This is a genomic window from Paenibacillus sp. VTT E-133280 (assembly GCF_002264385.1).
Taxonomy (GTDB): Bacteria; Bacillota; Bacilli; order Paenibacillales; family Paenibacillaceae; genus Paenibacillus_AQ; species Paenibacillus_AQ nitricinens.
In genome coordinates this window covers 31,785-46,228 of record NZ_NFUX01000036.1, presented here as the reverse complement: position 1 = coordinate 46,228, position 14,444 = coordinate 31,785, and the positions used below count along the sequence as shown (strand labels likewise).

General features: G+C 45.4%; 3 protein-coding genes. All 3 read left to right on the top strand.

Features of this window, described 5'->3' with window-relative positions; translation table 11 throughout:
• The first annotated feature begins 30 nt into the window (after positions 1-30).
• The 3 genes from CA600_RS16570 (at position 31) to CA600_RS16560 (ending at position 14,441) form a co-directional block, all read left to right on the top strand.
• Complete coding sequence (locus CA600_RS16570; protein WP_179281643.1) at positions 31-3,999, top strand: family 20 glycosylhydrolase; 3,969 nt, start codon at positions 31-33, stop codon at positions 3,997-3,999.
• A gap of 48 nt (positions 4,000-4,047) precedes the next feature.
• Positions 4,048-9,453, top strand: coding sequence for a glycoside hydrolase family 2 TIM barrel-domain containing protein (locus CA600_RS16565; protein ID WP_094871483.1), 5,406 nt, complete (start codon positions 4,048-4,050; stop codon positions 9,451-9,453).
• 107 nt (positions 9,454-9,560) lie between these two features.
• Positions 9,561-14,441 carry a discoidin domain-containing protein gene (locus CA600_RS16560; protein WP_179281642.1) on the top strand — a complete coding sequence of 1,627 codons (4,881 nt, stop codon included), beginning with the start codon at positions 9,561-9,563 and terminating at the stop codon, positions 14,439-14,441.
• Positions 14,442-14,444: the final 3 nt, after the last annotated feature.

The following is a 14,444-nucleotide window of genomic DNA, read 5'->3' as shown; positions in this document are numbered from 1 at the left end:
AGGGATGATTTGACTCGTAGGAGGATGAAGATGAAAAAATGGTTGTACGGCTTTACAGTTTTTTGTCTAGTGCTTTACTCTATTCCACTACAATTTGCAGCAGCGGCTGAAGCTGAGAACGCTAAACCAAAAGTGATACCAAGTTTACAAGAGTGGACTGGCGGTAGTGGTTCCTTCAAGATGACTGACAATTCCAGAATCGTAATCCCCACGAGTGAATGTTTATGTGAACTACCAGCTACCGCAGAGGTCTTTCAAGAGGATCTTAAAGAATTAACTGGATACGATTTACCAATTGTTCAAAATAAGCCTGCTTCTAAAGGGGACTTCCTGCTTAGGCTCGATAAGACAGCTGATGAATCGATTGGCAAGGAGGGCTACTACTTTGAAGTAGGAGATTATGTGGAAATACATGCAAACACCGAGACCGGTGTGTTCTATGCAACAAGAACGGCACTACAGATTTTGGAGCAAGATCCTGAGAAGACCAGCATTGTAAAAGGGGTAGCGAAGGATTTTCCTAAGTATGGAGAACGCGGTTTTATGCTTGATGTAGGACGCAAGTTTTTCACGTTAGACTTCCTGAAGGATTACGCTAAATTTATGTCCTATTACAAAATGAATGATTTCCAGCTTCATTTGAACGATAACGAAATTTTTAAGGATAACAGCCGGGAGCATTGGAACAAATATACGGCTTTTCGTTTAGAAAGTACCAAATACCCGGAATTAACGGCAAAGGATGGTTACTACACGAAACAGGATATGCGTGAATTGCAGGACATCGCCAAAATACGGGGACTTAACATCACACCGGAAATTGATACCCCCAGTCATGCTCTTTCATTTACAAAGGTTAGACCAGATCTGGTTAAGGATAATTTGCCTGTCGATCATCTGGATATTACACGTCAGGAAACGGTCGATTTCATCAAGGATGTGTGGGACGAATATTTAGATGGGGAATGGTTTGATTCAGAAACGGTTCATTTTGGAGGCGATGAATTCGCACCTAATGACCGGACTACTTTTGAGAAGTATCGCGAGTTTTTGAACACGATGAACGAACACTTAAAGAGCAAGGGAAAGAAATCAAGAATGTGGGGCAGCTTGAATGCATTCCCAGGTACCACGGTAGTAGATAAGGATATAGCCGTAAATGCCTGGAATAACGGTTGGCAAGATCCGGTAGCATCGGTGAGAGATGGATTCAAAATTATCAATACGGTTGATTCCATGCTCTACATTGTACCGAAGGCTGGATATTACCATGATTATCTGGATTCACAGGGGTTGTTTAATAACTGGGACCCAACGAACTTTGGTGGAAATATCAAGCTGCAGGAAGGTGAGCCGAACCTGCTCGGTGCGATGTTTGGGAGCTGGAACGATATGATGGGCAAGAAAGTAAGTGAGGCGGACGTCCACGATCGTGTGAAGAAAGCGATGCCTGTCCTTGCAGAAAAAATGTGGAGAGGCCAGTCCACGGACAGCACATTCACCGAGTTCCAGCAGTTGTCAGCCAAGCTAGGTGAAGGTCCTGGAACAAATTTATTACATGAAGTGAATACGGCTACTGATCTTGTTGTTCATTATCCATTTGAAGAAGGCGCGCAGACGGTCTCTGATCAGTCCGGAAATTCCTATGATGCTACATTAGGAGTTGGCGTTACTCGCGTGGATGATGGAAAAACAGGAAAAGGCCTACGGTTTGCAGGGACTTCAGATCATATTCAAACACCGCTTCAAATAAAGGGCTTCCCTTGGACGGTCTCCACGTGGGTTAAGCTTGATGATCAACAAGAAGCGGATGAGAAGATTCTGATGGAATCCGAATATGGTGCACTTAAGCTGAAGCAGAAAGAGTCACCAAATGCCGGATTCACCCGAGAGGGCTATGATTACAGCTTTAATGCAGCGATTCCGGTTGGGCGCTGGGTACATGTTGCCTTCAGAGGAGATCTAAATGGAACCTCCCTGTATATCGACGGGGATCTAAAAGGATCTGTTTCAGTAACGAGCATGCTACCTGCGGCTATAATCGGCAGCTCATCCAAAGCATTCACTGGACGATTGGATGAATTTAAGATTTTTAATCGGGTGCTGTCCGGTAAAGAAATTGCGGAGGAAGCAGGATCACCCGCTTGGACCATCAATTTAGCTGCGCACAAAACAGCAGTAGCTTCTTCCGTCGAGGTACCTCAATTTCCGGCTAGTCTTGTAGTGGATGAGGTTGATACGGGTGCTTCTCGCTGGTCCTCTAAATATACCGACAACGAGTGGATCTATATTGATTTAGGCCAAAGTACAGACATTAGCAAGGTTATTTTCAAGTGGGAAAGTGCTTATGCCAAAGGCTACAAAGTTCAAGTATCCAATAATGCGGAGAATTGGAGGGACGTTTATACGACTAACGCTGGCGTTGGCGGAGTAGAAATCATCAAATTCCCAACTGAACAAGCGAGATATGTTCGAATGTTAGGTACGAAGCGAGTCGGAACCTACGGTTACTCCATGTATGAATTTGAAGTCTACGCTCCTAACCCCGACGATCCTGTAGAAGTCCCAGCGCCTGTGAGATATTCAGCGAGCTTTGAGAATAACTCGCTCGAAGGCTGGGAGCATGTCATCGGTAAAGGTGTCGGACGTATGGAGCTTGCGGAAGCACCTGATCAAGCGGGTGAGCATGCCGTTAAATTCACCTCGAATAGTGTAAATAATCTGTTTATCGATCAGCAATCTCCGATCATTGGAGATGGTGAGATTGAGTTTAAGATTACACCACAGAGTGATGTTATCCGAACGGGTGTTATTTTACGTTATGTCAATAATGACGCTTGGGCTTCTATAGGCTTTGATCAAGGTGCTTGGTACTGGGTGAACGCTCAGGATTCCTATGGTTTATTAACTAATGCTCAGGCCGCTCAATTGAAAAAAGGCAAGACATCAACAGTAAAAGTGAAGTTTGAAGGGAAACATGTAACGCTGATTGTCAATGGAACGACCTATTTTGAGGCAGCAATTGCACAGATCCCAACAGATGCGGGGAAAATGGGGGCAAGAGTATTTGGTCTTTCAGTTACCGTATTTGATAATTTTATGTACAGCAATAACGTTCCTGAAGTTCCGGTAACCGGTATCAAGCTGGATAAAGCTGAGATTTCGATGAAGACCGGAGAAACACAAACGCTAAGTGCGTCACTTCAACCAGGGAATGCAACGAATAATCAGGTGACCTGGAGCAGCAGCGATGAAGCAACTGCGACTGTTCAAGTTCAAGGCGGGAAAGCTGTCGTAACCGCGTTAAAGGCAGGAACCGCTGATATTACAGCAACTACTGTATCCGGCGGATATAAAGCGGTGAGCAAGATTACAGTGGTAAGGGAGGTTTTAGATGAAGCAGCAACAAGCTTAGCTGCTCTGCAAACCGTTCCTTATGGTCAGAATTTCGATATAACGTTAGGCCTACACAATGTTACAGAGGCGGTGTATGCACAAGATATCACGATTGCATTCGACGCTTCACTAATGGATTATGTATCCGCTAATGCGTTGGTGGACGGCGTGGGTATCCTTGAGACGAAGAATACTGAAGGCATTGTGCGTCTGATTCTGGCTAGTCAAGGTTCAGGGAGTGCGATTAAAGGGAATGTTGAAGTAGCAAAGATTACCTTTAAGGCTAAGGATCTGACAGAACCCCAAACCGGACAGATTGTTGTAAAGCGTGCAACGCTTGGGGATAGCGAAGGACAGGAAATAAGCGCAGCCACTTCCTCGGTTCAGGTGAAGTTCACCACATCAACAGTGCCAGAGCTTTCTAAGGATTTGAATGGTGATGGCAAAGTCAGCATCGGCGATCTGGCTATTGTCGCCGCTAACTACGGTAAGACTTCAGCCGACCCAGATTGGGATAAGGCGAAACGGGCAGACATCAATAGTGACGGCAAGGTCGATCTGACGGACCTGGTGCTTATAGCTAAAGACATTGTTATTGAATAAAGGTTGTATTATCTCTCTTATTAAATGAAGTGGACGGTGAAAAATCATATGAAGCTAAAGCGGGCTATGCTGTGCTTATTATTCATATTCATGATTTCCACGAGCTTTACCGGACTTCAAGCGAATGCGGCTGACTCGGCAGATGATCCGGAATGGAATAACAATCCGGATGTCTTCCAGATCAACCGTGAACCCGCTCATGCTTCATTTATTCCATATGGTGACGCCGGCTCCGCACTAAAAGGCGCGGATATGATATCGGCTATGCTGGAGAACCCTTCGCCGTATTACCAATCCTTGAATGGACAATGGAAATTTAACATGGCGAAGAATCCAGCTTCCAGGCCGGTAGATTTTTACAAAGAAACTTATGATACAAGCGCATGGGAGGAAATAAAAGTTCCTGGGGATTGGCAGCTCCAGGGATACGATTTTCCGATTTATACGAACGTTACCTATCCTTTCTGGGGCAATGGCAATAGCACAAATGTTCAACCGCCATATGCTCCAACGGAATACAACCCGGTAGGTTCATATCAGCGGACATTTAAAGTGCCTGATCATTGGGACGACAGACAGGTATTCCTCTCCTTTCAGGGAGTGGAAAGTGCATTTTATGTCTGGGTAAATGGCCAAAAGGTCGGTTACAGCGAGGATAGCTTTACAGCCAAGGACTTTAACATTACCCCTTATTTGAAGGCAGGAGAGAATAAACTGTCGGTTGAGGTATATCGTTGGTCAGACGGAAGTTGGCTTGAAGATCAGGATTTCCTTCGTCTTAGCGGTATCATTCGGGATGTGTTTATGTATAGCACTCCATCCGTTCAGATCAGAGATTTTACGGTAGTGACTGATTTGGATGCACAGTATAAAGACGCTTCTCTGAATGTAAAGGTAGATGTTCGTAATTTAATTAATGCAGTACCGGTTAGTCATACCGTTGAAGCAATGCTATACGATTCGAACGAACAACCTGTGTTTCAAGAGCCAATCACAATGGATGCCAAATTGAATGGAATGTCTGAGATGGAGGTTAGTGGATCGAAACAAGTGAAGAATCCGCTGAAATGGTCCGCCGAAGCTCCGAATCTATATACTCTTGTCTTCAGTCTAAAAGATTCAAGTGGACGTGTGATCGAAGCTGCTGGAACAAAAGTTGGGTTTAGAGAGTTTGAAATTGAGGTTGAGGAAGGCGGTAGCGGTAAGCAGCAGATGAAGCTGAATGGTAAGCCGATCTTGCTCAAAGGTGTGAATCGTCATGAAACAAGTCCAGACACGGGGCGGACTCTCGATCTGGATCTCATGATTAAAGACATCGAATTAATGAAACAGTTCAATGTGAATGCTGTGCGGACGTCCCATTACCCGAACCATCCGTTTTGGTATGATCTTGCTAACCGTTATGGCATTTATATTTTAAACGAAGTGAACCTTGAAACACATGGGGTCTGGAATTCAGTTCCGACGAATAGACCGGAATGGTTAGAGAATGTCAAGGATCGTTCTGCGAGTCTGGTAGAGCGCGATAAGAATCATCCATCCGTTCTGATCTGGTCACTTGGTAATGAATCTGGTTCGGGATCTAACTTTATCGCACAATCTGAATACATTCGCAGTCTGGATCCCACTCGGCCCATTCATTATGAGGGTTATAACGATCCGAGAGTTACCGATATGGTCAGCCAGATGTACTCTCCGGTTACGACGGTAGAGACGTATGCGAAAGGCAGTGATCCACGACCATACATTTTGTGTGAATATGCTCACGCAATGGGGAACAGCGTTGGAAATCTGCAAGAATACTGGGATCTTATACGCAAATATCCGAACTTGCAAGGTGGATATATTTGGGACTGGGTAGATCAAGCGGTTCGGGTAAGTACACCATCTGAGCGAACCTATCTAACTGATGCTACTCATTCTTACGAAGCGGATTATACCGGCGTGGTCGCCTCTAATGAGAGTGATGTAGTTGGTGTATTAAAACCTGGCAAAAGTGCTGCGCCTTCTGTGACACTACCTAATAACTCCAAGTTTAATCTTACAGGGCCGTTAACGTTGGAAGCATGGGTGAAGCCGCTTGCCAACATTGCGAACAGTCCGGTTGTGGCAAAAGGGGATACACAGTTTGCATTAAAAATGAACGGGAATAACAAGCTCGAATTTTTTGTTTACCGAAACGGTGTATGGACAGCTGCTACTGCGGATTTGCCCACGAATTGGCTGAACAATTGGCATCATGTGGCTGGCACGTATAACGGAACAGATCTGAAGCTTTTTGTAGACGGAAAAATTGTTGCTACAAGGGCATTTACAGGCAATATCGCAGCAAGCACCTATCCGCTTGCAATTGGTAAAGATACGGAAATGGGCAGGTCTTCTAACATGATGTTTGACAAGGTTCGTATCTACAACAGGGGACTCACCCTTGAAGAGCTGAATAATAATGGACGGACTGCGGATAGCAGCACGGTTCTCTGGATGGATTTTAATCCGGAGGATGCTAAATCAGAGACACTTGAATCGACGGAGTATCTTGCCTACGGGGGAGACTTTGGAGATTCCCCTAATGACGGTAATTTCATGGCGAATGGTCTGATTACAGCTGACCGGGTTGTTCAGCCTGAGCTATGGGAAGTAAAGCAGGTGTATCAAGATATTTTGGTAAAGGCCATTGATTTGAGTGCTGGAACGATCGAGCTTAAAAATGAGTTCTTGTTCACAAATCTTAATGCGTACGAAGGAACCTGGGAAGTTAGAGCGGATAATCAGTTGATTGAACAGGGAGTTATCGATGCGTCATCCCTGAATGTACCGGGACTTTCCTCGAAACAGGTGACCCTTCCGTATAAGCTGCCTTCCTCTAAGCCTGGTGTGGAGTACTGGATGAATATTAGCTTTAAATTGAAGAAGGACACACTTTGGGCGAAAAAAGGGCATGAAATTGCTAAACAGCAGTTTAAACTTCCAGTGGATTCAGACCATTCATCGGCACTTGATCTTTCAACAATGTCAGATTTGAAAGTGGATGAGACTACGGAACGTGTAAGCGTATCTGCGGAAGATATGGAGATTGTATTTAATAAAACAACAGGCACGCTTGATTCATTCCGCTACGACGGGACTGAACTGATTAATAATGGACCTGTGCCGAATTTTTGGAGAGCCCCTATCGACAATGATAAAGGGAATGGCCATCCGGGCAGAACGGCAACCTGGAAAAATGCAGGAAAGAATAGATCCGTCACCCGTATTGAGGTATTCAAAATCGGAGAAAAGGCTGTGCGAATCGATGTTGAAGAAACACTCCCTACATCAACCGTATCTACGTATAAGACCTCTTATACAATTTTTGGAAATGGAGATATCAAGGTAGCCAGCGAACTGAAGCCGGGTGGTGCAAGCCTGCCTGAAATTCCTGAAGTCGGTAATCTCATGACGATTCCGGGACAATTTGAGCAGATGACATGGTACGGACGCGGTCCACAAGAGAATTATCAGGACCGTAATTCAGGTTCGGATGTTGGTCAATATAGCGGTAAAGTTAAAGATCAGTTTTTTCCTTATATTGAGCCTTCAGAAACAGGTAATAAAACGGATGTACGCTGGGTTGCATTGACCAATAACGATGGAGCAGGACTTATGGCCATTGGAAGTCCTACCATCGAAGCCAATGCTTTGCATCATACACCAGAGGACCTTGACGGTCCAAAGCATCCACATGAAGTGCCATATCGAGAAGATATTACACTTCGACTGAATTATAAGCAGATGGGACTCGGAGGAGACAACAGCTGGGGAGCTAAACCTCATGCTCCGTATATGCTTCTAGCTAATAAGACGTATAACTACAGCTATACGCTTAGACCTATTCCGTCTAACACAACCGATCTCATGAGCTTGAGTAAGGGGGTCTCCACAGTCCATCTTGTTGGGGCGATTAAAATAGACGGGAAAGCTTTAGCGGGATTTGATCCAGAGAAGACCAGTTATACCTACAATGTGCTTCGTGGCACAACGAAGGTGCCTGTAGTTACGGCTGATGCTGCAGGCGAAAGCGTTGTGATTGGTATCAAACCGGCTAAAGATCTAACCGGAACAACTGTAGTTACTGCAACCTCTGCCGACGGAAAGACTACTGAAACCTATGAAATTAAGTTTAATGTGGTGGATTACTACCTCAGCGATATGGATTGGAAAAGTGCAACGTCAGGATGGATGACTGTACAGAAGGATAAGAGCGTGGAAGGCCAGCCGATCCGCCTCATGGGATCCTCTGGAGTCGACACTTACGAAAAAGGTATGGGTACGCATGCGAACTCAGAAATCATTTACGATCTGAGCGGAAAACATTTCACAGCCTTCGAAACTATTGTCGGGGTTGACCAAGAAATCGGCAGCACGGCTGCTGGTAAGAACACGATCGTATTCCAGGTGTTTCTTGACGGGAAAAAAGCCTATGACAGTGGATTAATGAGAGCGGCTACACCAGCCAAAGAAGTTCGCTTAGACGTTAGTAAGGTCAAGGAATTAAAGCTTGTTGTCCTAGATAACGGTGACGGTAACGAGGAGGACCATGGTGACTGGGCGGACGCCAAGTTGATCAAAGAAGATGAAGCAGAACCAGAACCGGATTCTCATCTTACAGGCCCTGATGAAGTTACAGCTGGTAAGACCTTTGACTTGGTCTACAGCCTCGGCAATACACCACAGGAAGCATACGCCCAGGATTTGACTTTCACGTATGATCCAGCCCAGCTCGAGTATATATCTGCCGAAAAAGCGGGTGAGAATACGATGATCGTTAATGAATTAACAACTTCGGGTCAAGTTCGTATCATTCTTGCGAACCCGAAGGGTAACGACGCTAAGGGAGACATGTTAAGACTTCGATTTAGTGCGAGTGCAGCAGAGAAAGAAGGAGCTGCGACGATTACACTTGCTAAATTGCAGATTGCAAATAGTCTCGGTGAAGAGAAAGAGCTGTCTGGCGGTTCACATCAAGTACTGATCAAGAAAGGCTCAACAGTTAATAAAGAAGCTCTTATTAGTCTTATTTCCAATGCGAAAAGTAAACTCGATGCGGCAGAAGAAGGTACCGAGGAAGGGCAATATCCAGTTGGTTCTAAGGCAGTGCTTCAAGATGTGATTCGTAAAGCTCAAGGCATAGCTGATAATACCGGTGCTGAACAATCAGAAGTAGATCAGTCGATCCTTGATCTGACTACTGCACTGAACACATTCTTGGAATCTGTCATTAAACCTTCTGGAGAGATCGGTGATCTTAACGGAGATGGTAAATTCTCTATCGGTGACTTGTCCATTGCAGCGGCTGCTTACGGAAAAACATCAGCTGATCCGGATTGGAACAAGTTCAAGAAATCTGATGTGAACAAGGACGGTAAGGTAGACATTAGTGATCTAGCATTTATCGCACAGAAAATATTGCAGTAATAAACGAAGACCAATAGCAACATGAATCTAAGCGGCAAGACAAGGAATTCAAACTACAGTTGATGCTGTATCCTGTCTTGCCGCTTCATTTGAATGGAGGGAATGGTTTGAGAACCATTTATAATCGCTTTGGTATGTGGAGGCTTGCAATCATGATCCTTGTGATTACAGGGCTCATGATTCGCCCGGAAAGCGCCCATGGGGCTTCCGTTGGCAACATTTCTGACTTCGTAAAGAAAGATAATAAGACTTTTGAAATCACGTCAGGCTCTGACAAGATTAGAGTAATTTTTGAGCGGGAGGATATGTTCCGGATTTGGCTTGGTGTGAATGGGCAATTCAAAGAATTGGCAGGAAAAAGTGCGGAAAAGCCGATTGAGCCAATTGTCATCAAGGATAATTTCGGACCTGTTAATGTAAAGTGGTCTGATGAAGGCATGTATTACAAGATGGAAACAGGGAAATTCGTGCTGAGAGCCTACAAGAATCCGTTAAAGTTCGCCATGTACAAAAGTGACAACCAAACGGTGGTGTGGGAAGAATCTGCTGGATTGAACTATAACGGACAGTCAGTCTCACAACAGCTTATCCGGGGTGAGGATGAATATTTCTACGGCGGCGGTATGCAGAATGGATTCTTCAACCATCGTGATCGCAAAATTACTATCGCTAACAACTATGGGGATTGGGGAAGCGGTACAGTTTCGAATCCTGCACCATTCTATTTGAGTACTGCAGGATACGGAGTGCTTCGTAACACTTTTCAAAGCGGTACTTATGATTTTGATTCGACCGTCAAGCTGACGCATAACGAAAATCGGTTTGATGCTTATTATTTCTACGGTGAGACAATGAAAGATATTTTGAACGCTTATACAGATCTTACAGGTAAACCGTCCTTGATTCCTCGTTGGGGTATGGGACTTGGTGATGCGGATTGTTACAACAGAGATCCAGAAAAGACCTCCGATGTCGTTAACCTTATTGCCAAAAAATATCGGGAAAACGATATGCCAGGAGCCTGGATTTTACCGAATGACGGATATGGTTGCGGTTATACGAATCTAGGCAACACCGTTGACGAACTACATAAGGAAGGTTTCTATACCGGATTATGGACTCAAAATGGTGTTGATAAAATCGCACAGGAAGTTGGTGTAGAGGGTACGAGGCTGGCTAAACTCGACGTTGCCTGGGTGGGACCTGGATACGATTTCGCCCTGGGTGCCAGCAAACAGGCGTTTACAGGAATTGAAGATAACTCTGATGACAGAGGTTATGTCTGGTCCGTTGGTGGCTGGGCAGGTACCCAGCGATATTCTACCGTATGGTCCGGAGATCAGTCGGGCAGCTGGGAATACATTCGATTCCATATCCCGTCGATGATCGGGGCAGGGCTATCTGGGATGCCATACTCAACCGGTGATATTGATGGGATATTCGGAGGTAGTGCTAAAACCTACGTACGAGACTTGCAGTGGAAGATTTTTACTCCAATCCTGATGAACATGTCTGGTTGGGCAGCCAAAGATAAGCAGCCTTGGGTATGGGGGGAACCTTATACGAGCTATAACAGAGAGGCATTGAAGCTCAGACAGCAATTGACACCATACTTTTATACCTATCTCAATGAGTCTTACGAATCCGGAGCCCCGATCATGCGGGGAATGATCTATTCTTATCCGAATGATCCGAACTCGAAGGGAACGTTAACACAATATCAATTCATGTCCGGCGAATCGTTCCTGGTTGCACCAGTTTATACCGACACGACAATGCGAAACGGAATATATCTTCCGAAAGGAAAATGGATCGATTACTGGACAGGAGAAGAACATTACGGTTCAAAAATGTTAGACGAATACAATGCTCCACTGGATCGTTTGCCGCTTCTAGTAAAGGGTGGAGCAATCATCCCGATGTATCCTGAATCGTTATACGATGGTCAGGTTCCTCCTGATCCAATTACTTATGATATATATCCTTATAAATCCTCAAGCTTTACGATGTATGAAGATGATGGTACATCGAAGGAGCATCGTACAGGCAAATTTGCAAAAACATTAATAACCTCCACCGCTCCTGAGCAAGGGAGTGGAGACTTGATTATTAAGGTTGGAGCAAGCGTAGGTGACTATAAAGGCAAATTGGAGTCACATAAGAATCAGTTTACAATCCATATGCCAGATCACCCGGAGGCTGTTTCTGTAGATGGAACATCCTATCCTGAATTGCAGTCCAAAGCAGCATGGGATGGAGCAACAAGTGGCTGGTGCTATGCTAAGCAAGACAAAGGCGGCATCCTGTACATTAAAACACCATCCATATCCGCTGATAAGGAATTTGTTGTGAAAGTCGCAGGCTTTACAGCAGATACGACTCCACTAGTAGATGCTGTCAAAATTGAGCTGCCTCAGGTGGACACAGACCCAAGTCGTATTCCGCAGGAAGATATGATTGCAACTGCAACGAATGCGGCTTCGGATACGCCAGCAGCTAATGTGCTGGATGGCAGCTATGAATCGATATGGCTTTCTTCAGCAAATGCTGGAAGTAAGCAGAGCATCACTTTAGACCTGGGGATTAAACAGCATGTGAATAAAATAAAATACTTGCCAAGACAGTACGGTGGCAAAGACGGCATAATTACAGGTTACAAGCTGTATACGAGTAAGGATGGAACTAACTATACGCTCGTAAGCAGTGGACAATGGAATGAAGACAAACTAGAGAAGACGGTGAATTTTGATACAGTAGAAGCTATTTTTGTGAAGCTTGAAGCGACAGAAGCTGTTGGGGGTGTCGTATCTGCTGCAGAGATCAATCTGTACCGTGATCTATCACAGCCTTCACCGACAGCGATACCTAAAAATGAGATGACAGCCTCAGCGAAAAGCTTCCAGCCTGGTGCGGAAGCAGCTAAAGCGATTGATGGGGACCGGAATTCCGCATGGCATACGAAATGGGATGGATCCGATAAGCTCCCGCAATCCATCATTCTCGATTTAGGTAAGGTTCGCAATGTTAGCCAATTCCGGTATGCACCACGTCTGGATGCTGGGAACGGAACCATTACCTCATACAACCTTTACGTCAGCACGGATGGAGAATTATATACGAAGGTATCCAGTGGTACATGGCTCAGAAACAACTTGAAAAAATACATCCTTTTCGATAGTGTTTCCGCCCGCTATGTGAAGCTTGAAGCAGCTGTTGCACTTGGAGGATTCGCTTCGGCTTCGGAGGTCGATGTCTACGAGGCGCCGAAGGCAGCACCTGAAGTCCGTTTGATTTCAGAAGGCAAACCTGCTACAGCAGACAGTACGGATCAAGCGCATCCGGCTGGCCTTGCTAATGATGGGGATATGGACACATTCTGGTCAGCGGCGGATACGAACAATGGTACTAGCTGGACGGTTGATCTTGGTATGATGCATTCCATTAAATCCTCCGAGGTTTCTTTTGAGCATAGTAACAAGGCTTATCAGTACAAAATTGAAGTTCGGGAAACCGCGAACTCCAATTGGATTACGGTAACGAATCGAACGAATAATCAGGAAACTGGCACCATTCAGGATACTTTTGGAAGCCAGGGTAGATTCGCTAGAATTACGATCACCGGACGGCCTGATGCTCAATCAAAGGCTGCTGTTCGTGAATTCAAACTGTTCGGCATCCCACTGGAAGACGGACAGAAGGTTACTGGCATAAAGCTTGACCGTGAGGCCCTCTCACTTAAGGCGTTGGATGCCCCGGTTCAATTGAAAGCGGTCATTGAGCCTGAGAATGCTGGTAATAAAACAGTTAAGTGGGTAAGCAGCGATCCTGGTGTTGCCAGCGTGGACAGTAAGGGATTGGTCACACCAAAAGGGCAGGGCACGACATCGATTACCGCGACGACGGAAGAAGGCGGATTTACAGCAATAAGTGTGGTGACGGTCACTGGACAGAGCAACCTAACCGAAATTCCGCAAAGTCAAATGAGTGCAGAAGCTACGAGCTATGAAGCAGGCGAAAACGATCCGAATTTGGCATTGGATGGCGATCCGGATACACATTGGCATACGAAGTGGTTTAACGTTGATCCACTTCCGCAGTCGATAATGGTGAATCTGGGCGGAAAGTATACCATCAGCAAGCTAGGATACTTACCTCGGCCGGATGAAGGCAATGGCACAATTACTGCTTACAATGTGTACACAAGCACCGATGGTGTGAATTACACGCTCATGACAAGCGGGAACTGGCTGCGAAGCAAACAGCTCAAGGAAGTGAATTTCGCTCCGGTGAAAGCGACTCACATTAAGCTGGAAGCTGTAAAAGGCGCGGGTGAATTCGCATCCGCAGCCGAGATTACGGTGTATCAAGTGAAGCAGGAATCGGCTCAAGTCCAAGCCGTATTGAGTGCTGATGCATCCGTTACTGCCGGCAAGCCTTTTGTTGTCCGGTATGATGTGAACAATATCTCCGGGAAGGTATTTGCACAGGACCTCACCATTCAGTACGATGCTGACCGTATGGATTATGTATCTGCTAAATCACTGATCCAAGGTGTTGCGATTGTTGAAGAGATAACTAAAACACCTGGAAAGCTTCGTTTGATTATGGCGAGTGAAGGTGCGGAACACGGATTAAGCGGAAATCAACAAATTGCCGAGCTGACATTCCAGGCAAAAGAAGTATCGGAGACGGTTACCGTTAATATCAGTGTGTCAGAAGTACTGCTAGGTGATGAAGACGGAACAGAAACCACAACTGCACCAGCCACAATCTCTGTAAAAGTGAAACCAGAGCAAACAGGAGTATCAGGCGATCTTAACGGCGACGGAAAAGTCAGTATTGGTGACTTGGGTATCGTTGCTGCACACTACGGCAAAGATTCATCAAGTCCTGATTGGCAGCAAGCGAGGCGTGCGGATATGAATGGTGACGGTAAGATCGATATTACAGATCTTGCTCAATTAGCGAAACAAATCGTAAATCTCTAACAG